The 20,952-nt window shown below is 62.8% G+C and carries 20 protein-coding genes and 1 pseudogene; 15 read left to right on the top strand and 6 right to left on the bottom strand.

Annotated elements, in window-relative coordinates; genetic code table 11:
• Positions 1–3 precede the first annotated feature (3 nt).
• Positions 4–522, top strand: coding sequence for a hypothetical protein (locus ABDW49_RS23135; RefSeq protein WP_343615616.1), 519 nt, complete (start codon positions 4–6; stop codon positions 520–522).
• Between the two features lie 336 nt (positions 523–858).
• The gene (locus tag ABDW49_RS23130; protein WP_343615615.1) at positions 859–2,352 is read left to right on the top strand and encodes a tryptophan halogenase family protein; all 1,494 of its coding nucleotides are present in this window, start codon (positions 859–861) and stop codon (positions 2,350–2,352) included.
• Between the two features lie 16 nt (positions 2,353–2,368).
• Here the strand turns inward: ABDW49_RS23130 and ABDW49_RS23125 are convergent, their stop codons facing one another.
• The 3 genes from ABDW49_RS23125 to ABDW49_RS23115 all read right to left on the bottom strand — a co-directional run bounded on the left by ABDW49_RS23125 (position 2,369) and on the right by ABDW49_RS23115 (position 5,365).
• Positions 2,369–2,494, bottom strand: coding sequence for a hypothetical protein (locus tag ABDW49_RS23125; RefSeq protein ID WP_343615614.1), 126 nt, complete (start codon positions 2,492–2,494; stop codon positions 2,369–2,371).
• Positions 2,495–2,629: 135 nt separating this feature from the next.
• The gene (locus ABDW49_RS23120) at positions 2,630–3,973 is read right to left on the bottom strand and encodes an ATP-binding protein (protein WP_343615613.1); all 1,344 of its coding nucleotides are present in this window, start codon (positions 3,971–3,973) and stop codon (positions 2,630–2,632) included.
• Positions 3,974–5,365: a sigma-54 dependent transcriptional regulator gene (locus ABDW49_RS23115; protein ID WP_343615611.1), complete on the bottom strand. Its 1,392-nt coding sequence runs from the start codon at positions 5,363–5,365 to the stop codon at positions 3,974–3,976.
• A gap of 268 nt (positions 5,366–5,633) precedes the next feature.
• On the opposite strand from ABDW49_RS23115, the gene ABDW49_RS23110 reads away from it, so the two are divergent.
• The 5 genes from ABDW49_RS23110 to ABDW49_RS23090 are packed head-to-tail and all read left to right on the top strand — an operon-like array spanning position 5,634 to position 11,666.
• On the top strand, positions 5,634–5,975 hold the full coding sequence (locus ABDW49_RS23110; RefSeq protein ID WP_343615610.1) for a UrcA family protein: 342 nt from the start codon (positions 5,634–5,636) through the stop codon (positions 5,973–5,975).
• Entirely contained in the window at positions 5,975–7,243 is a 1,269-nt protein-coding gene (locus ABDW49_RS23105; protein ID WP_343615609.1) for an HlyD family efflux transporter periplasmic adaptor subunit, read from the top strand. The genes ABDW49_RS23110 and ABDW49_RS23105 overlap by 1 nt, the downstream gene beginning before the upstream one ends.
• A gap of 29 nt (positions 7,244–7,272) precedes the next feature.
• Positions 7,273–7,953 carry an ABC transporter ATP-binding protein gene (locus ABDW49_RS23100; protein ID WP_343615607.1) on the top strand — a complete coding sequence of 227 codons (681 nt, stop codon included), beginning with the start codon at positions 7,273–7,275 and terminating at the stop codon, positions 7,951–7,953.
• A gap of 10 nt (positions 7,954–7,963) precedes the next feature.
• Positions 7,964–10,417 carry an ABC transporter permease gene (locus ABDW49_RS23095; protein ID WP_343615606.1) on the top strand — a complete coding sequence of 818 codons (2,454 nt, stop codon included), beginning with the start codon at positions 7,964–7,966 and terminating at the stop codon, positions 10,415–10,417.
• Positions 10,410–11,666, top strand: a complete 1,257-nt coding sequence (locus tag ABDW49_RS23090; RefSeq protein WP_343615604.1) for a TolC family outer membrane protein — start codon at positions 10,410–10,412, stop codon at positions 11,664–11,666. The genes ABDW49_RS23095 and ABDW49_RS23090 overlap by 8 nt, the downstream gene beginning before the upstream one ends.
• A 269-nt stretch (positions 11,667–11,935) precedes the next feature.
• Here the strand turns inward: ABDW49_RS23090 and ABDW49_RS23085 are convergent, their stop codons facing one another.
• Positions 11,936–12,166 carry a hypothetical protein gene (locus ABDW49_RS23085; protein ID WP_343615603.1) on the bottom strand — a complete coding sequence of 77 codons (231 nt, stop codon included), beginning with the start codon at positions 12,164–12,166 and terminating at the stop codon, positions 11,936–11,938.
• 334 nt (positions 12,167–12,500) lie between these two features.
• Here ABDW49_RS23085 and ABDW49_RS23080 point away from each other — a divergent pair, with 334 nt between their 5' ends.
• The 7 genes and pseudogenes from ABDW49_RS23080 to ABDW49_RS23050 form a co-directional block, all read left to right on the top strand.
• Positions 12,501–13,652: an AAA family ATPase gene (locus tag ABDW49_RS23080; protein WP_343615601.1), complete on the top strand. Its 1,152-nt coding sequence runs from the start codon at positions 12,501–12,503 to the stop codon at positions 13,650–13,652.
• A gap of 204 nt (positions 13,653–13,856) precedes the next feature.
• Positions 13,857–14,489: a LuxR C-terminal-related transcriptional regulator gene (locus tag ABDW49_RS23075; protein ID WP_343615599.1), complete on the top strand. Its 633-nt coding sequence runs from the start codon at positions 13,857–13,859 to the stop codon at positions 14,487–14,489.
• Between the two features lie 20 nt (positions 14,490–14,509).
• The gene (locus ABDW49_RS23070) at positions 14,510–14,929 is read left to right on the top strand and encodes a BLUF domain-containing protein (RefSeq protein ID WP_343615597.1); all 420 of its coding nucleotides are present in this window, start codon (positions 14,510–14,512) and stop codon (positions 14,927–14,929) included.
• Between the two features lie 32 nt (positions 14,930–14,961).
• Positions 14,962–15,315: a hypothetical protein gene (locus ABDW49_RS23065; protein ID WP_343615595.1), complete on the top strand. Its 354-nt coding sequence runs from the start codon at positions 14,962–14,964 to the stop codon at positions 15,313–15,315.
• Positions 15,316–15,587: 272 nt separating this feature from the next.
• A complete protein-coding gene (gene aqpZ, locus ABDW49_RS23060) occupies positions 15,588–16,325 on the top strand; it encodes an aquaporin Z (RefSeq protein WP_343615594.1) in 738 nt (245 codons plus the stop codon).
• A gap of 69 nt (positions 16,326–16,394) precedes the next feature.
• Positions 16,395–16,658, top strand: a complete 264-nt coding sequence (locus ABDW49_RS23055) for a GlsB/YeaQ/YmgE family stress response membrane protein (protein ID WP_343615593.1) — start codon at positions 16,395–16,397, stop codon at positions 16,656–16,658.
• A 168-nt stretch (positions 16,659–16,826) separates the two neighbouring features.
• Positions 16,827–17,123 (top strand): annotated as a pseudogene (locus ABDW49_RS23050) (IS3 family transposase); the annotation flags it as partial.
• 106 nt (positions 17,124–17,229) lie between these two features.
• Here the strand turns inward: ABDW49_RS23050 and ABDW49_RS23045 are convergent.
• Positions 17,230–17,874 (bottom strand): helix-turn-helix domain-containing protein, encoded by a 645-nt coding sequence (locus ABDW49_RS23045; RefSeq protein WP_343615591.1) that lies wholly within the window; start codon positions 17,872–17,874, stop codon positions 17,230–17,232.
• Between ABDW49_RS23045 and ABDW49_RS23040 the strand changes: the two genes are divergently transcribed.
• Positions 17,874–19,112: an FAD-dependent monooxygenase gene (locus ABDW49_RS23040; protein ID WP_343615590.1), complete on the top strand. Its 1,239-nt coding sequence runs from the start codon at positions 17,874–17,876 to the stop codon at positions 19,110–19,112. The genes ABDW49_RS23045 and ABDW49_RS23040 overlap by 1 nt on opposite strands.
• Positions 19,113–19,772: 660 nt before the next feature.
• On the opposite strand, the gene ABDW49_RS23035 is transcribed toward ABDW49_RS23040, so the two are convergent.
• On the bottom strand, positions 19,773–20,930 hold the full coding sequence (locus ABDW49_RS23035) for an NADH:flavin oxidoreductase/NADH oxidase (RefSeq protein WP_343615588.1): 1,158 nt from the start codon (positions 20,928–20,930) through the stop codon (positions 19,773–19,775).
• Positions 20,931–20,952 lie beyond the last annotated feature (22 nt).

The following is a 20,952-nucleotide window of genomic DNA, read 5'->3' as shown; positions in this document are numbered from 1 at the left end:
ATTATGTCGCAGTTGATCAAACGACACCATCGCCTCGGGAGAATGATGATGAAGCACTGGCTCATGGCCGTCACGCTTGTCTTTTCGGCAACTTCGCTTGCGGCCGCCCCTTATCGCACCCCTGTACCGCCGCGTTTCGACAGCCGGGGAGCCGACAGGCAGGCGATCGAGGCGTTGCTCGGCCATTATACGCAGGCAGTCTCGACGAAGGATCAGGCGCTGTTCGAAACTCTCCTGCTCAGCAAGGCGATCCCTTTCTCAGGCGTTCCCCTCTCCGGGAAAGGCGGAAACGCGGAGACCGCAAATTACGAGGGGTTTCGCAAAGCGGTCTTCGAAGGCTCCCCCTTCACACAGCGCTTTCAAGACATCCATATTGAACAGGACGGCCCGCTGGCCCATGTCTCTCTCGTCTTTGTAAACACGACGGCAAAAGGACAAAGCTGGGGGTGGAAAACACTTCAACTGATCAAGGTGGGCCCGGACTGGAAGATCACCTCGGAGTTCTTCACCGGGCACGATTGAGCTGAGCCTCTTCGCGAGCGCCTCCCGCATCCCGGTTTAAGCAGCGCTCTTAATGTAGTGACGTTACTACATCGTGCCTGCCCTGCAACAGTCCGGGCGGATGCGCGGAAAATGATGCGCGATCTGACAAAAATGGCTTGCTGATTGCAGGTTAAGCCGCTTCCCTCGCAGAAAATTCGGCCATCGCGCCGATGTCAGACCCAGGCAATACCCTTGGCAGAGAGGATGAAATCGAACGAAAGGCGCGTTCCGACGCGCGGCCAAGGCATCATCGTCATCCATAAAAACAACATGGTGCTCACCCGAATGTGAGGCGCCCGGCGAGAGAGAAGAGGCATGACACACAAGCAGCGTATCGTCATCGCAGGCGGGGGCACGGCGGGCTGGATGATGGCCGCGGCAATCGCCCGCACCCTGGCACACACAGTCGATCTCTGCCTGATCGAATCCGAGGAGATCGGAACGATCGGCGTTGGGGAATCGACCATCCCGCCTCTCGTCAACTTCAACCGCATCCTCGGCATTTCCGAAACCGAGTTTATGCGCGAAACGCAAGGCACCTTCAAACTCGGCATCCTCTTCGACAATTGGAAAGTCGACGGCGACCGCTACTTCCACAGCTTCGGAACCACGGGGCGCGATCACTGGTCCGCCGGTTTTCAGCATTTCTGGCTCAATGGCCTCACGCGCGGACACAATCAGTCCTATGACGATTATTGCCTCGAACTGGTGGCCGGGATGCAGGGCAAATTCGCCCATCTCCCCGAGGACCGGCTGAACTACGCCTATCATGTCGATGCCACGCTTTATGGACGCTACCTGCGCAAGCTGGCCGAAGCCGCGGGATGCCGGCGCATCGAGGGGAAAATCACTCGCGTCGAACTGCATGGGGAAACGGGCGAGATCGCCGCGCTGTATCTGGAGAACCAGGCCCGTATCGAGGGAGACTTCTTCATCGATTGCACCGGCTTTCGCGGGCTGCTCATCGAAGGCGGACTGCATGCCGGTTTCGAGGACTGGACCCATTGGCTGCCCAATGATTCCGCCATCGCGCTGCAGACCCGGCATCTGGGCCCGCCCCAGCCCTACACGCAGGCCATTGCGCATGATGCGGGATGGCAATGGCGCATTCCGCTACAGTATCGCATGGGTAGCGGCATCGTCTATTGCAGCCGCTATCTCTCGGCCGATGAGGCGCTGCACCGCCTGCGCAGCAGTGTCGGAGAGCCGCTGATCGATCCGATCCACCTGCGCTTTGCCGGTGGCGTGCGGCGGCGGCAATGGTTTCGCAACTGCGTCGCTGTTGGACTGGCGGGCGGTTTTGTCGAGCCTCTGGAGGCAACCACGCTGCACCTGATCCAGCGCGCTGTGCTCCGGATCATCCGGCTGATGCCCAATGGCAAGGTCAGCGCACGCGATACCGATGAATTCAACGAGCAGCAATTGCAGGACATCACCCAGATCCGAGACTTCATCATCCTGCATTACAAAGCCACCGAACGGCGCGACAGCCCGTTCTGGCGCCATTGCGCCGACATGCCCATCCCCGACAGCCTGAAACAGAAAATCGAACTGTTCCGCGAGACCGGGCGTGTGTTCCGCAAGAATGAGGAGCTTTTCGCGGAAAACAGCTGGGTGCAGGTGATGATGGGACAGGGCATTCACCCAGACAGCCACCATCCGATTGCCGGGAAGCTGGGCGATGAAGAAATGGCCCGGCTGCTCGAAGGCTTGCGCAGCAATGTCGCCAGGACCGCGGCGCAATTGCCGACACATGAGGACTACCTCCGCCAATATTGCCCGGCCCCAAAACCGGCTTATGCGCTCTAGGCCCTTCATTCCGTAATTATCGGAAGCCTCCTCGCTGCCGCACGTCATGCACCGCCGGAGATTTGACGTGCACCTCCTTGCAGAAGCCGGTGTGTGCCAACCGCGCGAGGCTGGCGATGTCATGAGGGGTGATCTTGTTCACCCCTCATTGCCTTGAGGCCTGTGGTACGCCTGGCGGGGATCGATGCACACCACCGGGAGACCCGGTTCGCGCAAACCCATCAATCAGCACTTACGGAATGTGGAAACCCTGAATCCGGATTGGTCACGGCACGCATCAGATCACGACCTCGAACCGCCCCCCTTCTCCTTCATCCGCACACAAACCGATGACCCCCTTGTGCAGCAGCACGATCTGGCGCGCGAAGCTGAGCCCTACCCCCGTGCCATGCTGCTTGGAGGTGAAGAAGGGCAGGAAGATGTCCTCGCGCAGCGCGTGCGGAACGCCAGGGCCATTGTCGGCCACGGTCAGATGGACCCGGCCCGCCTCCCCCGGCACGATGCGGATCGCAACGCCGGGCGCCTCGGCATGATCGCGCGCCGCTTCTCCGGCGTTCTTCAGCAGATTGAGCACCACCTGCCCCAGCAGGTGGGGATCGGCCACCAGCTCGAGCGCCTCGGGCTGCAGGGACAGCGTCACCCTGACCCCCGCCCCCTGCGGCATGGCGGCAAAGGAGCGCAACAGCTCGCCGATCCATGGCCCCACCGCGAAACGCTGCAAGGACACCGCAGGCGAATGGCTGAAGGCGCGATAGGATTCGACGAAATTCGACAGACCCGCCGCACGTTTCGACAGTGTGTCGATAGCCAGCCGCGCGCTGGCAATGGCGCTGGCATCGCCCGCGTCGGCCCGCGCCACCAGTCGCGCCGCCGATGTCGCCAGAGAGGTGACCGGCGTGAGCGAATTCATGATTTCATGCGTCAGCACACGCACCAGATCGCTCTGCGTTGCCAGCTCGGCGGCATCAAGTTCGCCCTGGATGATATGGACCGCCACCACCCGCCAGGGTTGCCCCAGCCGGTCAACCAGCGAGGCCGCCAGCACCGCGCGCTGGGCCAGGCCATTCCACAGCACCCGGCTACTGCGCCGCATGCCCGGCGCCATCTCGGCCAGAGCCGCAGCAAAATCCTCGCCATAGATCGCAAAATCCGCCGCCCCGCGCCCGTCCGAGCCATGGAACAACCGCCGCGCCGCCTTGTTGGCCAGCGAGACCTTGCCCTGCGCGTCAATCGCCAGCAGCGGCGTGGGCGCCTCATCCACCAGCGCAGCGGCAAAGCGGTTCTCGGCAAGGCTCGCCAGGCGCTCGTCGCGCAGATGCTTGAGCGCATCGTCCAGTGCGGCGCCCAGTTCATCCAGCGCCGCACCCTGCCCATGGGTGCGGAAGCTTTGCGCCAGATCCCGATGACGCAGCGCCGCGACAAAGCGCGCCAGCGTGCGATTGGTGCGCTGCGTGCGCGACCACAGCAGCCAGACGCAGCCCAGCGCCACCAGCGCCACCACCAGCTTGTCGGCCACAAAGCCCTCGCGCGGCAGCAGCCAGGCCAGCAAGGTGGCACTGGCCACCAGCCCCAGCGCCGGGGCGCCATAGCCCCCGGTCAGGCGCATGCCGGAAACAGACACCTAGAGCCCATGCCTTTCCATCCTGCGATAGAGCGTTGCCCGCGTCAGCCCCAGTTCCGCCGCCGCATGCGAGATGTTGTAGCCATGCTTGTGCAAGGCCCGCTCGATCAGCCGCCGCTCGGCGCGGTCCAGGTTGAGATCATCGGCGCTGGCATCGGTTTCGAGCGAAGGTGCCGCAAGCACCACGCCATGCGCTGAGACAGGCGTCTCCGCCAAAGCGAAATCCGCCATGGAAAAGCCCCGCTCATCGCCCAGAATGACGGCGCGCTCGGCGGCATGGCGCAATTCGCGCACATTGCCCGGCCAGCTGTAGGCGCGCAGCCTTGCCAGCACCTCGGCGGGCAGGGCGCGCTGCGGCTTGTCATAGCTGCGGGCGAATTCGCTCAGGTAATGGTCGAGCAGCAGGGGAATGTCCTCGGGCCGCTCGCGCAGGGGCGGCAGGCGGATCTCCACCGTGTTGAGCCGGAACAGCAGATCCTTGCGGAAGCGGCTTTCATCCGCCAGCTGCGCGGGCGCCATGTTGGTGGCGGAAAGCACCCGCACATCGATGTCGATCGGCTTGCTGGCGCCCACCGGGGTCACCTTGCGCTGCTCCAGCGCGGTGAGCAGCTTGGGCTGGAGATGCAGCGGCAGATTGCCCACCTCGTCAAGGAAGACCGTGCCTCCCTCGGCAGCCTGCAGGCGCCCCACGCGGTCGGCGCGCGCATCGGTGAAGGCGCCCTTCACATGGCCGAAGAGTTCGGAATCGAACAGGCTCTCGGCAACGGCCCCCAAATCCACCGTCAACAGCGAGGCCTCCGCCCGGCGCGACTGGCGATGCACCTCGCGCGCCACCAGCTCCTTGCCCGTGCCGTTCTCGCCGAGGATCAAGATGTTGGCCTGCGTGGGCGCGGCCTTCTCGATCAGCGAAAGCACCCGCGCCATGGCCGGGGACTGGCCCAGCAGCGAACTTTCCCCGCCGGGCCGCGACGCCGTTCCCCCCGCCTCGCGGCGCGAGCGATGCAACGCCGCGGCATTACGCACCGTGGCCAGCAGGCTTTCATTGTTCCACGGCTTGGAGACGAAATCGGTCGCCCCGCGCTTCATCGCCTCCACCGCGATCTGCACCCCGCCATGCGCCGTGATCAGCACGATGGCGATGGCCGGATCACGCTCGATCATGCGGCCCAGCCACAGGAAGCCCTCGCTGCCATCGGTGGCCCCGCGCGCGAAATTGGCGTCGAGCAGCACCACATCGGGCTGCTTGCGCTCGATCAGCGCCAGCGCCTCGCGCGGGGAGGTCAGGGTGATCACCTCACGGAACAGCTCCTCGACAACGAAGCGCGCCGAAAGCAGCACATCCTCATCATCGTCGATGATCAGGCAGAGGTCATAAAGGGGCGTGCTGGTCATGCGTCCATCCGTATCGGTCCGCCCGCGCCGGAGCAAGCTTCGCGCCAAACCGTCACCCTGCCGCAGATGGGGTTTTCGGCTGAAGACAAGGCCCGCCCACTGTCCGCTGGCGAACACTTCGCTGGCCTACTGTCCGCCAGCGGACAGTAGGCCCGATCAGCGAAATCCAGGAAAACGCCGGATTCTCGGGCTTTTCGCAAATTGGCACGCCCTCTGCACAGGGATGGACGACCGGCATGACGGCCGGCCGCAGGAAAGGATTTCCATCATGCGTACCACCGTGACGAACACCCTGTTTGCAGCCGCCAGCGCCGCTCTCACCATCGGCGCCGTGCTCATCTCCACCCCCGCCTCGGCCGAAACGACCGATGTGCTGACCCGCCATATCGATGTGCATTACAGCGATCTCGATCTGACCAGCACCGCCGGCCGCGCGACGCTCAAGCACCGCATCCACGCCGCCGCCTACAATGTCTGCACCACCGACGAGCAGTTCACCGGCCAGACCGCCAGCGCCGCCTGCCGCGAAAAGGCCGTGGCCGATGCCACCCGGCGCATGGACACGCTGATCGCCGAGGCCAACACGGCCAAGCGGATCGCGCTGCGCTGATGAGTGATACCAGCCTCCCCACCGGCGGCGCGGCCATGGATCGTCGAGTTGAACGGCCCGGACCGCGCCGCTGGCGCCTGCCGGCGGCGATCGGCGGCGCGCTGATTGTCGCGCTGCTGATCTGGCGGCTGATCCCCTCGGCAGGCTCCACCGACATGGCCGCCGCCGACATCGAGACCGGCGCCGTCGAGCGCAAGGCCTTCGAGGATGTGCTGCCGGTGCGCGCCACCGTGGCCCCGGCGATCACCACCTTCATCACCGCCGTTTCAGGCGGGCAGGTGGCCAGGCTGATCACGCAGGACGGCAGCCGGGTGAACGCCGGGCAACCGCTGGCCCTGCTCGACAATCCCACGCTCAAGCTGGACATTCTCACGCGGGAATCGAGCATCGCCGGACAGCTCGGCACCGTTTCGGGCGACGATCTGGCGCTGGAAAAGAGCCGCCTCGATCGCGAAACACAGTCCGCCTCCGCCGGCTACGACCTTATCAAGGCCCGCCGCGACCTTTCGGTGCAGCAGCAGTTGCACGATCAGGGCTTCGTGTCCGATGCGGGCGTGGCCAGCTACCGCGAACAGGCCGTCTATCAGGAAAAGCGCCTCGCCCAACTGACCTCGGGTCAGGCCTCGCAGAACCGCATCGCCGCCTTGCAGGCCCGGCGTCTGGCCGAAACGCGCGCGCGCCTTTCAGGCAATCTGGCCGCCGTGGAAGACAGCCTTGGCGCCCTCACCCTGCGCGCGCCGGTGGCCGGGCGCCTCACCAATTTCACCATCCAGCCCGGCCAGATGCTCAAACCCGGCGATCCGGTCGGCCAGGTCGACAGCGAGGGCGCATGGAAAATGGTGGCCGATGTCGATGAATATTACCTCGGCCATGTGCAAGTCGGCCAGCAGGCGCGCGGCGAAGGCGATCTGCGCCTCACCGTCACCAAGGTGCTGCCCGCCGTGACCGATGGGCGCTTCCGCATCGAACTGGCCTTTGTCGGCGCCGCGCCACAGGGCCTGCATCGCGGCCAGACCATCGATCTACGCATCACGCTGGGCGCCACCACCATGGCGACGCTCGCCCCGGTGGGTGGCTGGCTCGACAGCGGCGGCGGCTCTTCCGCCTTCGTTCTTGATGACTCGGGCACACGCGCAAGCCGGCGGCCGGTCAAGGTCGGGCGGCGCAATCCCGAAATGGCGGAAATTCTCTCGGGTCTTCAGCCGGGCGAACGTATCGTCACCTCCAACACGTCGACCATCAAGGGCGACACCATCAATATTCGATAATTGGCAATTCGCTAAAAACGGAACCCACCATGATCCGGCTAGACCATATCCAGCGCCGCTATCTCTCCGACGAGGTCGAGACCACCGCGCTTCACGACATCAATCTGGAGGTCGCCAAGGGCGATTTCCTTGCCATCATGGGCCCCTCGGGCTGCGGCAAGTCCACCCTGCTCAACACACTGGGCACGGTCGACCGCCCGAGCGGGGGACGCTATCTTTTTGGCGACCGCGATCTGGCCGCGTTGGATGAAGCCGCCCTCGCCCGGTTCCGCAGCGAAACGCTGGGCTTCGTCTTCCAGAGCTTCAACCTGATCGACGAACTCACCATCCGCGAGAATGTCGAGCTGGGTCTGGTCTATCGCAAGGATGCCGCCGGAGACCGCCGCGCCCGTGTGGAAGCGGCGATGGACCGGGTGGGCATCTCGCACCGCGCGCGCCATTTCCCGCATCAGCTTTCAGGCGGCCAGCAGCAGCGCGCCGCCATCGCCCGCGCCATCGTCGGCAATCCCCAACTGATCCTGGCCGACGAACCCACCGGCAACCTCGATACCGAGAATGGCGCGCAGGTGATGGACATCCTCACCAGCCTCAACGCCGAAGGGGCCACCATCGTGATGGTCACCCACTCGCCCTCCCATGCCGATATCGCGCGGCGGCGGATCGACATGCTCGACGGGCGGATCGTCTCCTCCGTCGCCCGCGCGATTTGAGGGAGCTTTCATGGATCGCCTCACCTTCATCGCCTTTCTGCGCGGCCTTTCCCGCCACAAGCTGCACAGCGCGCTCAACATCGGCGGGCTTGCCGTGGGCATCGCCGTCTTTCTGGTGCTGGGCCTCTATGTGCGTTTCGAAACCAGCTATGAGACCTGGCTGCCGCATTACCAGCAGATCCACCTGATCGAAACGCATCTCGACGGCGACCTGCTCGACAGGCCCTCCACCCGCAGCCCCATCGCCCTGTGGAGCGCCGTTCACGCCGATCTGCCGTCTGCCGTGGGCACGCGCATCAACCGGATCCAGGCCACGGTGGTGCATGGCGGCGTGGGCACCAGCGAGCCTTTCGCCTATGTCGACCCCGATTTCGGCAAGGTCTTCGATCTGCCGATGGTGCAGGGCGATCTGCTCCATGCCTTCGACAATCCGTCGAATGCGGTGATCACCCAGGCCCTTGCCAAGCGCTATTTCCCCGGCACGCGTGCCGTCGGCCAGACGCTCACCGTGGTGTTTCGCGGCGAGAAGCATGTCTACCGCGTGGTCGGCGTTGTCCAGGATCTGCCAGCCAACACCAGCTTGAGCGTTGGCATTCTGGCCCGCATGGTCATCCCGGAAGACCATGCCTCGGAGTATCATGCCCCGACGCATCAATGGAACTATTTCCAGACCATGACCTATGTGCGCCTGCCCGACGGCACCGCGCCGGGCACCTTCGCCGGGCAGATCGATGGCGTGATCCGCCGCCACGCCCGCGCCGAAACGCCCAGCAACCCCACCATGGAGATGACCACGCGCCTGCAGCCCATCGCCGATGTCTTCTTCGAAACGCCGGGCGCGGCGCTGACCGTGCGCACACTGGGCATCGTGGGCGTGCTGACCCTGCTGATCGCCGTGGTCAATTACGTCAATCTGGCCACCGCCCGCGCCGGGCTGCGCGCGCGGGAAGTGGCGATGCGCAAGGTGCTGGGCGCGCCGCGTGGCCTGCTCGCCCGCCAGTATATCGGCGAGGCCATCGTTACCACCGCCATCGCCGCCCTGTTCGGTCTGGCGCTGGGCGAGGCGGCCCTGCCGCTGGTCAATGCGGCGGGCGGGCTGACGCTCTCGATCCGCTATCTGGGGCTGGAGGGCGTGCTGCTGCCGCTGGTGGCGCTGGTGCTGGTGGTGGGTACGCTGGCGGGGATCTATCCCGCACTGGTGCTCTCGCGCATTCCGGCGGCGGCCGTGCTGGCCTCGGCGCGCTCGCCCGGAGGCGGCAAGGCGGGCACCCGCATTCGCGAAGGTCTGGTCATCTTCCAGTTCACCATCGCCATCGCCTTTGTGGTGGGCACGATGGTGCTCGTCGCCCAGACGCGCCATGTCCGCGCCTCCGACCTCGGTTTCGACCGGCAGGGGCTGATTGTCGTCCCCACGCTGAGCAATCCCAGCCTGAACAACGCCCAGCGCGACACGATCATCCATCGTTTTGCCGCCCTGCCCGGCGTGTCCTCGGTCAGCGTGGCCAACAAGGTGCCCGGGCCTGACAATTTCCAGGCCCAGAGCAATGTCGATCTGCCCGGCCGTCCCGGTGAAGCCCCGGCGGTGATGTTCTATGAAACGACCCCCGGCTTTTTCAAGCTGGTGGGCGCGCGCCTGCTGGCAGGCCGCGTCTTCGACCTTGCCCATCCGGGCGACGTGAACCCCAACCTTGACGAGCCCAACGGCGGCGTCCGGGGCGGCGATGGCGACAAACCCCATAACATCATGATCAACCGCACCGCCATGACCACCTTCCATTTCGCACGCCCGCAGGACGCCATCGGCAAGGTGGTGGGCGGCGGCAGGAGCCCCCTGCGCACCATCATCGGCGTGGTGGAGGATATGCGCTTTGGCGATCCGCGTACCCCGATCCCGCCGGAAATGTATGATTTCCAGCCGCGCAATCCCTATCTGGCCATCGGCATCCTGCGCTACACGGGCGATCCCCAGCCGGTGATCGATGCCGCCCGCGCCATCTGGCGGCAGGAGGCGCCCGAAGTGCCTTTCGACGCGCGCACCGCCAGCCAGAATGTCGAAAGCTTCTACAAGCAGGACGATCACGCCGCCAATCTCTTCTCGCTGGGCGCGGTGCTGGCGATTTCCATCGGCTGCGTGGGCCTGTGGGGTCTGGCCTCCTTCAACACGGCGCGGCGCATCAAGGAGATCGGCATCCGCAAGACGCTGGGCGCCTCCTCCGCCGACATCGTGCGCCTGCTGGTGGGGCAGTTCCTGCGCCCGGTGCTGATCGCCAACCTCTTTGCCTGGCCGCTGGCTTTCTTCGCCATGCGCACCTGGCTGGCCAGTTTTGACGACAGGATCGCGCTCTCCCCGCTCTATTTTCTGGCGGCGAGCGTGCTGGCGCTGACGATCGCGGGTCTTACGGTTCTGGCGCAATCGCTGCGCGCGGCGCGCAGCGCCCCGGCATGGGCCCTGCGCCATGAATAGGGCCCTGCTTCTGGCAACGCTGCCGCTTCTGGGCCTCGGCATGGCCACGCCGGCCACGGCGGAGACCATCCATGATGCCATCGCCGCCGCCTATGCCGGCAACCCCGCTCTGGCAGCGGCCCGCGCCCGGCAGGAAGCCCTTGGCGAGACGGTCGAGCAGGCCCGCGCGGGCGGGCGTCTGACCGCCTCGGTCGAGGCCGAGGGCGGTTACAACCGCTTCGACTATGGCAAGGGCGGCGGCGCCACGGCCACCGCCGCCCTGCCGATCTGGACCGGGGGCCGCGTCAGTTCGGCGGTGCGGGCGGCGCGGGGGGACGTGGCGGCAGGCGCCGAAGGCCTGCGCGACACCGAGGCCGCCGTGCTCGAAGCGGTCGTCACGGCCTTTGCGAACCTGCTCTATGACCAGCAGTCGCTGGAGATCGCGCAGGCCGATATCGCCCTGCTCGACAATCAGGTGGCCGATGCAAGGGCGCGCTTCAAGCTGGGCAATGCCACCCGCACCGATGTCGCCCGGCTGGAGGCGCAGCGTGCCTCGGCCGGGGCCACGCTGGCCGGGGCGCAGGCCTCTCTGGCCATCGACAGCGCGCGTTATCGCGCCACGGTGGGGCATGAACCGGGCACGCTGGCGCTGGGGCCCAACGCGCCGGATGCCCTGCCCGGCACGCTGGATCAGGCAAGGGAACGCGCACTGGCCGCCAATCCGCTCTTGCGCCAGAGCCAGCGGGCGATCGAGGCGCAGGATGCCCGCGTCGAGCAGGCACGGGCCGGGGGCCGCCCCACCGTCTCGCTCGATGGCTCCTATGGCTATGACGCCAATCTGGCCGCCTCGACCGACCGGACCTTCCCCCGCGCATCAAGCGCGGGGCTGACACTGCGCATTCCGATCCTGACGGGCGGACTGATCCGCTCCCAGGTGAGGCAGGCCGAAGCAACCCGCCGCGCCACCGAGTATGACAGCGACGAGGCCGGGCGTGAGGCCGTGCTGGCTGTCGATACGGCTTGGGCCGCGCTCATCAGCGCCAAGGCGCAAGGCGATGCCAATGCGCAGAGCGAGCAGGCCGCCGATCTGGCCCTGAAGGGTGTGCGGGCGGAATATGCCTTCGGCTTGCGGTCCACGCTGGACATTCTGGTGGCGGATGAAAGCCTGCGCTCCGCCCAGTTGGCACTGGCCCGCAACCGTAGCGATCTGATCATCGCCCAGGCCGCGCTGCTGCACGCCACGGGCATGCTCAACCAGGAGGCCTATTAAGGCCATGCATGCCCGCAAACCAGAGCCAGTCGCATACCGCAGGCCGCGTTTTTTCACCAGGCGGCTGGTTCTCTTCCTTGCCAACTCTGGCCTTGAGTTCGCCGTACAATGTGACGTGTCATAAGCAGCCTCCCGCTTTCCTGAACATGCCTCCGGCCCTGCGCGCTTGATGGCCGGGCCGGCTCGGGTCAATCTTGTGGCACAAGCGCATTCACGCGCTGCAGGGCCCGCTCCACGGTTGGTCGGCTGGAAATCCGCTGGTACCACTCTTACCCATGCGGATAATGCGCGAGGTCGATGTCGACGAAAGCGCGGCGCCAGATCCACCCGAAATGAGCGATATCGGCGATGGTGAAATCAGCGCCCGCAGCAAAAAGGACGTTCACCCAGAATACCGCCGAAGCGGTGCGCGAGGGCGTCTTGGGGGCAGGGTTGGGCTTCGCTGTCGCTTCAGAATGGATGTTCGCCCCCGAACTCATCTCGGGCGAGGTGCGCCGCATGCTGTCGGGCTTCCGCCAGTGGGCCTGTGGGTGGTGTTCCCGTCCGGGCGAAATGCCAGCATGAAGGCGCGAGCCTTTGCCAGCTTTATCGAGAAGGACATACACGCGGATTTCGATGACCGGAATGATGCAGTGACACTGTTTCAGGGCAGCCCAGGCGCTGGCCCAGGACCCGCTGACACAGTTGCCATCCGTTGACTCGATCTAATACGGCGGAACCCGCCATACTTTCACCGGATAACAAAAGGGATTTGCCAAACCGGCAAGTAGCGTGTTGTAAACACAACAAGCCTGAGCAATTGCCTCTCAATACCAAAGAGACCACGGATTCAATATGATCACACGTCTCGCCGTCGCCGGCTATCGATCCTTGCGGGAGGTGGTGCTGGAGCTTGGGCAGCTTACCCTCATCACTGGGAGCAACGGCAGCGGCAAATCCAGCCTCTATCGGTCGCTACGCCTGCTGTCGGAAGCGGCGCAGGGGCGGCTGATTGCCACGCTGGCAGCGGAGGGCGGCCTGCTCTCGACCCTTTGGGCGGGACCGGAAAACTTCAGCAAAAGCATGATCTGCGGCGAGACAGAGATCACCGGCACACGCCGCTCGGCGCCTTACAGCCTGAAGCTGGGCTTTTCCGGTGCGGATTTCGGCTATGCCATCGATCTGGGGCGCCCCGAGCCGATGTATCCCTTCCAACGCGACCCCGAAATCAAGGTCGAGGCGATGTGGACCGGCGAACTGCTGGGCCGCACCAACCTCTTTGCTGAAAGGCGCGGGCCGGCCGTGCGCCTGCGCCGCGCTGACAGCGGCGAATGGCGCGATGCCATGACCAATCTTCTGGCCTTCGACAGCATGGTGACCCATTGCGCCGATCCGACCGATGGGCTGGAACTGCTGCTGATGCGCGAGCGGATGCGTAACTGGCGCTTCTACGACAATCTACGCACCGATGCCGACGCCCCGGCGCGGCGCCCGCATGTGATGACTTATACGCCCGTGCTGGGCAGCGACGGCGCCGATCTGGCCGCCGCGATCGCGACCATCCAGGCGATCGGCGATGGTGAGGCCTTTGGCGATGCCATCGAGGACGCCTTCCCCGGCTCGGCCATCCATGTTGAGGGCGAGGATTACGGCGTGGTGACGATGCATCAGCGCGGCCTGCTGCGCCCCTTCGAGGCCAAGGAATTGTCCGATGGCACGCTGCGCTATCTGCTGCTGGTGACCGCCCTGCTCTCGCCCCGCCCGCCTGAAATCATGATCCTCAACGAACCCGAGGCGAGCCTGCATCCCTCGCTGCTGGAGGCTTTGGCGCGTCTGCTGGTCGAAGCGTCGCGCCGCAGCCAGATCGTACTGGTTTCGCACAGCGAAAGGCTGATCGCGGCCTTGCGCCAGTCACGCGGGCTTAATGAGGTCGCGCTGAGCAAGCGACTGGGCGAAACGCAGATCGAGGATCAAGATCCGCCGCACTGGGTTTGGCCGAAGCGATAACCGCTGACAAAGCTGACCTTCAAGTCCATCAATCACCTCCTTAACATTCGCCCATCCATTCATCTCTTCAGACGAGCCCTCCGGCAACCTCGGCACGGCTCAATACCGTATAGATACGGTATTATTCAGAGCGCAGACAGCTAGACTGCGCCATAGGTCTTAAATCATGAGCCCGATCACACCGGGAATGGATCATGCCGTAGCGTGTTCAATAACCATGCAATCTATCTCGTGGATAGCGACGCAGCCTATCGACGAAGGCTTGCTCTGGACCTGCGCAATCAAGGGATAGAGATCCGGACGTTTGTGTCGGAGAGAGAGTTGATCGAAGCGGTGGAGGGCCTTCCTGCCGGTTGCATTCTCCTGGCCATTCGCACGCAAGAACCAGGCGATCAGGACGTCATCCGCACGATTTTGGCGCGGCGGTCCGACATGCCTATCATCGTCATGCGCGTTGAACCAAGCATTCAGGAGGCTGTGCAAGCGCTAAGAGTCGGAGCAGTGGATTGCCTCACCATTCCCTGCTCCATGCCCAAAATGCGCGCGGCGCTGGATTACGCCTTCCAACTTTTGCCCACAAGGATTGCCGATCGCGAGTCCGTCGCCGAGGCTATCGGCTTGCGCGCCCATTTGACGCGTAGGGAAGAAGATGTCCTGAGAGGGATTGTCGCTGGCATGACCAATCGGGCGATCGCTGAGCATCTGAGCATCGGCGTAAGGACCGTCGAAATGCATCGTGGAAATCTGATGCAGAAATTGCGCGTGGATAATCTCGCTTCATTGTTACGATTTGCGGCACTGGCCGGGATTACGATCTCCGACGAAGACGCCGCCTGAAAGGTGAACGGCACTCTCTCATGCAAAACCCGCTCCCACACCACCCCAATCTCGATTGTTGGCTTTACGCCAGTCATTGCGCATTACCGTCAGCATGGGCCCCCAAAGCGGTGGAGGACATCGTTGCGAAATCCATTCAGCGCAATGCATCTCTCGAGGTGACGGGCGCGCTGCTGTTTAACGGCACCCGCTTTGTGCAATTCCTCGAAGGGCCCGCAAACGGGGTTGCTGCAATACGCCAGAGCATCCTTGCAGATTCGCGCCATCGCAATGTCACGACCTTTATGACGGAACAGCAAAGCTGCCGCATTTTCAGCAATTGGTCTCTGGCTTACGCAGGCCCTTCCGTTTTCATATCCGATAAGATCGAGAACATGGTCCGGAATATTCCCTCCGCATCATCTGAAATAATTGATATGTTGCGATCTTTTGTATTTTAGAAATTCTATCTTTGGCAATTGAAGAGTTGCTTATGACAGAAATTGCCTATGATGCTTGGGAAATTGGAACGGCCAGCGCATCCGTTCGAACAGAAATGCATAGCTGCATGTTCAGGTTAGGTCGCATTACCTCCGGAAAGCACAAGGTTCAGCAGGGGTTCTTTATCGCGCTAACCTTGCCTAACGGTGATATCGTGCGCGGCGAAGATCGCCGCAGCCTGCGAAAGGCGCTGTTTCGGGCCGCTGAAATCCTGAGCGAAAGGGGAATGATCCTTTGCGCAGCTGGCCTTTCCAATCGCTTTTCGGAGAATGAGGAGAGCCGAAACACCGGCATGGGGTTCGTTCCTGCCAGCGATCGAGCAGTGCACATGCTGAGCTTTCGATAAGGCGGGTCTGGAAGCGATTAACGGTCAAGCGGCGGGAGATAGGAAGCACCCAGACACCTAATCTAATCATTGAGTCGCTTTGCCCCACCAGTTCAATATGGGCCGAACCGACGCATGGCTGCGCGCGTGTCTCGACATCTCGTGAGAAGGCGAGTTTTCAATTTTTTACTTTTCGTTCGGAAGAATTGCAGGGATAAATAGGCTCTCTCGCTCCTACCACAGAGCTTATGATATGGTGCTTCCATAATGATTCTATAAGCAAGGAGGGGACAATGGTACCGTTAAGCAAGCGACTGTTTGCCGAGGCATTCGGCACATTCTGGCTCGTTTTCGGGGGATGCGGTAGCGCCGTGCTCGCCGCCGCATTTCCCGCGCTCGGCATCGGTTTCACAGGGGTCGCGTTGGCCTTCGGCCTCACCGTCTTGACCATGGCCTATTCAATCGGCCATGTATCAGGCTGCCATCTAAACCCTGCGGTCACGCTCGGCCTGTGGGCGGGTAAACGCTTTCCAGCACGCGACATCCTACCCTATTGGGTCGCTCAGGTCATTGGCGCAACGGTGGCGGCAGCCTTCCTCCTCAGCATCGCCAACGGTAAACCTGGTTTCGAACTCTCGCCCAGTGGACTGGCTGTGAATGGTTATGGCCCCCTTTCACCTGGCGGCTATAGCCTCTACGCCGGTTTCCTGATCGAGATTGTACTGACAGCAGGTTTCCTGATCGTAATTCTGGGCTCAACCGACGACCGTTCTCCTTCTGGCTTTGCTCCGATCGCCATCGGCCTGGCGTTGACACTGATCCACCTCATCAGCATTCCGGTGACCAATACCTCGGTCAATCCTGCACGATCGACTGGCCCTGCCTTGCTGGTTGGCGGACTGGCCCTACAGCAAGTCTGGCTGTTCTGGGTCGCCCCCCTGTTGGGCGGCTCGGTTGGAGGCATCGTCTATCGCCTCGTGGCCGGCGATCCCCCCGCACCACCCGTGGTCGGCGAAGATCTGACGCGCTGACAACCCTGGCGCACTGCACCAGACGGCGCCCCTTAGCTTCCCATTTGGTCTTTAGCGAAAGGTCGAGGTATGCATTTCATCATTGCACTCATCATGGGCGGGATCATTGGCTGGCTTGCCGGCATGATCATGCGCGAATCCGGCGGCATCCTCTGGAATGTACTTGTCGGCTGTGTTGGATCAGTAGTCGGCCGTTTCCTGCTCGGGACCTTCTCGGGCCAAGGCCACTTGACCGAAAATCCCTTTGATCCAAGAACCCTGCTCGTAGCATTGGCGGGTGCCATCATCCTGCTTGCAATCTATAATCTGATCAAGCGCGGTACGATGCGATAACAGATCAAACCTGCCCATCGCTTCCTGCGCGTCTAAGGACTTGACCTGATGCGCCCCTCGCCCCGTTCGCCTGTGCAACAGCGATCAAAGGCGCTTCAGGCCCCAACGCGCAGCTTTTCGGGTCAGGACTCATTGATCAGAACCAGAAGCGCACGGTTGCCCTGCTCCCATCATTCGGATCAGAGCAGCCAACATACTAGTGAGCAGTTTCAACGCCTGATGCAGGACAATGGCGTGACCTGCTCCATGAGCCGATCGGGCAATTGCTGGGACAAATGCGGCGATGGAGAGCTTCTTCTCTTCCCTCAAGACCGAACGGGTCCGCAAGAAGGTCTACCGGTCACGCGATCAGGCCAGAGCCGATGTGTTCGATTATATCGAGCGTTTCTACAATCCCACCCGCAGGCACTCGATCCTGGCTATCTCAGCCCTATCGACTTCGAACGCCGGGCTGGGGTAGCCTAAAGAAGCTTATCTCGGTGCCCTTCAAACCGACAGCAGGTCAGACACAGCAACCTTTCAGTCCCCAAAAGCAACAGCAGGAAATCAAATTTCACCACAATCCGGGTGATTACAAGATATAGGCAGTGGTCTCCATCGCCACTTCCACCCCGGCCATCCCTCTTTCCATCAGCATCAGGAACATGCGGTTTGCCTCGGCCTGGTCTCCAGTGCGGCCATAAGCCTCATGCGCCTGAGTAAAAGCGACACTCCACACCGAAGCGATTAATCCGGCGGCAAGAAAAGCATGCGGATCATCGGGCGGACAACCGGCGGCTTCGGCCATGACGCCAGCCAGCCCCCTCACGAAATCGTCGCGCATCTGGCGGGCCCGCGCCTTGAGCGCCTCACTGGCCAACGCAGTTTCAACGAAAAGATAGGTGTCGCAAAAGACCGGAAAGGAAGGATCGGGTTCCTCGATCAGGCGATGCGCCAGCGCCTTCAGGGCCCGAATGGGCGACATGCCCGCCTCCCGCGTCCGGATCGCCGTGAAAGCCACGTCGCGGATTTCCTGTTCGCGGTCGAAGAACATGTCCTCCTTGCGGGGGAAATGGTTGAACACCGTCATCCGCCCCACATCGGCCGCCTCGGCGATCTCGTCGATCGTCACCTGGTCGAAGCCCCGCTGAAAAAAAAGCCGGGTCGCCACATCGGAAATAGCCTGACGAGTCAGCAATCGCTTTCGGGTGCGCCTTGGGGCGGTCGGCTCGGGCATTGCCTTCTTTCTGTACTGAGTATATTTATAGATCGAATCTAGAAACTGTCATCGATAATGAGAGCGCCATGGCCCATCCGTCAACCTCCATCTCCACGCCCGCGAAGACCGAAACCCTCCCCGTGCTGATCAGCGGAGCAAGCTTCGCGGGCCTGGCCACCGCCTTTTGGATGACAAGGCTCGGCCACCGGGTCACGATCATCGAAACCGCTGAGGGCTTGCGGCGGGGCGGCACGCCCGTCGATATCGAGGGTGAGACGATCGACATTCTCGGCCGCATGGGGCTGTTTGATGCCGTGCGGGCCAGGGCGCTTCCTCCGCGCAATTTCGCGTTCAAGGATGAGCACGATACGACCCTTGGCGAGCTGACGGCAGCCTCGCCCGCCGAGGATCAGACGATGGCGCGTTACGAGATCCATCGCGACGATTTGCTCGATATTCTGTTCGCATCCTTAGACGGTGCCGTCGATCTACGCTTCGGGCGATCCATCCGGCAGTTGCGGCAAGGGCCGGATGACGTTTGCGTAACCCTCAACGACGGATCGCACCATCGCTATGCGCTGGTGTTTGGCTGCGACGGCAATCGCTCCAACACCAGATCGCTGGTGTTCGACAATGCCGACGCGGCCTCCTATTACATGGGCGGCTATTTCTATTTGCGGGTGGTTCCGGAAACCGGTCTGCTGCCGCCAAACTGCACGCAGGTCTTCAGCCAGCCCGGTCTGACCGCCATGTTGAACGGCTATGACGACCGCACCGATATCGCGCTGGCGTTCCGCAGCGAGCAGCAGATCGACTATGATTTCCGTGACAAGGCACAGCAACGCCAACTGATCCTCGATCATTTTGAACGCCTCGGCTGGAAGGTGCCTGCTATGCTGAAGCATGTCGCCGTCGAGGGCGATTTCTATTTCGATCAGGCGAACCAGATCAGGATAAAGGCATGGTCGAAAGGGCGCGTCGCTCTGGTGGGAGATGCGGGCTATTGCGTGTCGCCGGTCGCCGGCATGGGCGGTTCGATGGCGCTGATTGGAGCGGCACGTCTGGCCGACGCCTTGCAGCAACAGCCAGACGATCACGCCGCTGCTTTCCGTGACTATGAAGACGGGCTGCGCCCGTTTGTCGAAGCGGTGCAGGAGAGGGCTGCGACGGAAGGTATGTCGACGCTGTTCCCGGCGGACGACCGCGAACTTGAAGAGCGCAATCGCAAGATTCTCGAACGGGAAATCGATCTATAACAACTGTCTCTTGCAGAACTGCCATACATATATTCGACGCATGGCGTAAAGAGATACGATGTATCGTTACTACGCATATCCTGCCTCAGCAGCTTTGCCGATACAATCAAAGAGGCCTTCCTAACCTCGCCATGGACACCGCTCTACCATGTAGCGCCCAGGCAAGCTACAAAGCGTCTTTTTTTGAACGTTGTCATGAAACTCGGAACTCTCTCGCAGCCGAGATTGGCGGCCACGCTTTGGATCGAAGCCCCGCCCGCCAGCCGTTTGACCGCAAGCACGACTTCAACCTGGCGCCGCCAGCGAGCAAAGCTTAGGCCTGTTTCGCGGACATAACTGCCGTCCGCAGGTCCGATTGGCGTCGCAAAGCTGCCGATCATTCACCTCGCCCACGGAGGCGATGAACGCCAGACCTTGGGACTTTGCTTCCGTTTCCAAAACCACCATCGGACGTTGGAATTTAGCCCAAAAATTGCCATTCGCCGTGGGGCCGTTCTTCATCAGCCAGGCCTTCTGACGTCTAGAAGGAGTGGCGCCGCATGCCGCCGTCAACGAGCATGACGTTAACGGGGATGGTCGCGGCATCAGAGCGAGTGGTTGCACCCAACCGCCAATGAGCGATGACCATCCCCACTTATGGACCTATGGCGCCGTCAGGATTTAAGGTGCCTGTTCGGCCAAAGCGGCACCGTCCAGCCGCCGGATCTTTCGCTCGCGTGCATTGAGCCACCAGCCAATCTGAGGCACCCAGCTATCAAAGGGGGTTTCAGCACTCGACACGCCGAGTGCCCGCTCGGCACGGTGCGGGAAGTGCGGATCGTGGAGCGCCTCGCGGCCAATCGCAACCATATCTGCCTCGCCATGGGCGACGACCGCGTCGGCTTGGGCAGGAGTGACGATGAGACCGACCGCCATTGTACGAATGCCTGCGTCACGCGAGATCTGCGCGGCATAGGGCACCTGATGACCATATCCATTCGGGTGATCATAGGTGCGGCCGACGCCGCCGGACGAGACGTCGATGACGTCCACCCCAATGGCTGCGAGCTCGCGGGCGAAGATCACGCTGTCCTCGATGGTCACGCCATCACGGCTACCATCGACGGCGGAGATGCGGACGAAGAGCGGCTTGTCGCCGGGCCAGATCGCGCGAAGGTCGCGAGCGATCTCAAGCGGAAGCCGCATGCGATTTTCGAGGCTGCCACCATAGGTGTCGGTGCGCTGGTTCGTGAGCGGCGACAGGAACGAGTTAAGCAGATAGCCATGCGCGGCGTGCATCTCGAGCACCTCGAACCCGGCGGCAAGCGCCCGGCGAGCCGTATCAGAAAATGCGCCACGAATGCGCGCGAGGCCGTCTGCGTCGAGTTCCTCAGGCGTCAGCCAGCCATCGTCGACCGGAATCGCGCTAGCCGACACGACGGCCCAGGGATGGTCGCCTCGAGCGACATCTTCATCGGTCAGCGGACCGTCGCCATAATAGGGGCGCTGCATGCTCGCCTTGGGACCGGCATGGGCGATCTGGATCCCCGGCGTGGCGCCCTGCGATTTCACCATCGACACGATGCGCGCGAGACCGTCGATCTGGGCATCATCCCACAAGCCAAGGTCGCCATGAGTGATTCGGCCTTCCGGCGCTACGGCGGTGGCCTCAACCATCACAAGCCCGAAGCCGCCCAAGGCGAATTTGCCATAGTGGACAAGGTGATAGTCGTTAGCGAAGCCGTCGGTGGCTTCGTACTGGCACATTGGCGATAGGGCGAGGCGGTTGCGCAGCCGAACACTCCGCAGCTCCAGCGGATCGAAAAGATTAGCCATCATGTCTCTCTGTGATTGAGCCGCT

It is taken from the genome of Novosphingobium sp., from assembly GCF_039595395.1.
Taxonomy (GTDB): domain Bacteria; phylum Pseudomonadota; class Alphaproteobacteria; order Sphingomonadales; family Sphingomonadaceae; genus Novosphingobium.
The sequence above is the reverse complement of the archived record's forward strand: the minus strand, read 5'-3'. Positions and strand labels throughout refer to the sequence as shown.

What these genes read in the sequence shown, in the direction of transcription:
- ABDW49_RS23070 (WP_343615597.1), top strand. Translation starts at nt 14,510, where the DNA reads ATGCAAAACCCGCTCCCACACCACCCCAATCTCGATTGTTGGCTTTAC.
- ABDW49_RS23035 (WP_343615588.1), bottom strand. Translation starts at nt 20,930, where the DNA reads ATGATGGCTAATCTTTTCGATCCGCTGGAGCTGCGGAGTGTTCGGCTG.
- ABDW49_RS23055 (WP_343615593.1), top strand. Translation starts at nt 16,395, where the DNA reads ATGCATTTCATCATTGCACTCATCATGGGCGGGATCATTGGCTGGCTT.
- ABDW49_RS23095 (WP_343615606.1), top strand. Translation starts at nt 7,964, where the DNA reads ATGGATCGCCTCACCTTCATCGCCTTTCTGCGCGGCCTTTCCCGCCAC.
- ABDW49_RS23135 (WP_343615616.1), top strand. Translation starts at nt 4, where the DNA reads ATGTCGCAGTTGATCAAACGACACCATCGCCTCGGGAGAATGATGATG.
- ABDW49_RS23105 (WP_343615609.1), top strand. Translation starts at nt 5,975, where the DNA reads ATGAGTGATACCAGCCTCCCCACCGGCGGCGCGGCCATGGATCGTCGA.
- ABDW49_RS23115 (WP_343615611.1), bottom strand. Translation starts at nt 5,365, where the DNA reads ATGACCAGCACGCCCCTTTATGACCTCTGCCTGATCATCGACGATGAT.
- ABDW49_RS23090 (WP_343615604.1), top strand. Translation starts at nt 10,410, where the DNA reads ATGAATAGGGCCCTGCTTCTGGCAACGCTGCCGCTTCTGGGCCTCGGC.
- ABDW49_RS23045 (WP_343615591.1), bottom strand. Translation starts at nt 17,874, where the DNA reads ATGCCCGAGCCGACCGCCCCAAGGCGCACCCGAAAGCGATTGCTGACT.
- ABDW49_RS23110 (WP_343615610.1), top strand. Translation starts at nt 5,634, where the DNA reads ATGCGTACCACCGTGACGAACACCCTGTTTGCAGCCGCCAGCGCCGCT.
- ABDW49_RS23085 (WP_343615603.1), bottom strand. Translation starts at nt 12,166, where the DNA reads ATGCGGCGCACCTCGCCCGAGATGAGTTCGGGGGCGAACATCCATTCT.
- ABDW49_RS23130 (WP_343615615.1), top strand. Translation starts at nt 859, where the DNA reads ATGACACACAAGCAGCGTATCGTCATCGCAGGCGGGGGCACGGCGGGC.
- aqpZ (WP_343615594.1), top strand. Translation starts at nt 15,588, where the DNA reads ATGGTACCGTTAAGCAAGCGACTGTTTGCCGAGGCATTCGGCACATTC.
- ABDW49_RS23100 (WP_343615607.1), top strand. Translation starts at nt 7,273, where the DNA reads ATGATCCGGCTAGACCATATCCAGCGCCGCTATCTCTCCGACGAGGTC.
- ABDW49_RS23080 (WP_343615601.1), top strand. Translation starts at nt 12,501, where the DNA reads ATGATCACACGTCTCGCCGTCGCCGGCTATCGATCCTTGCGGGAGGTG.
- ABDW49_RS23065 (WP_343615595.1), top strand. Translation starts at nt 14,962, where the DNA reads ATGACAGAAATTGCCTATGATGCTTGGGAAATTGGAACGGCCAGCGCA.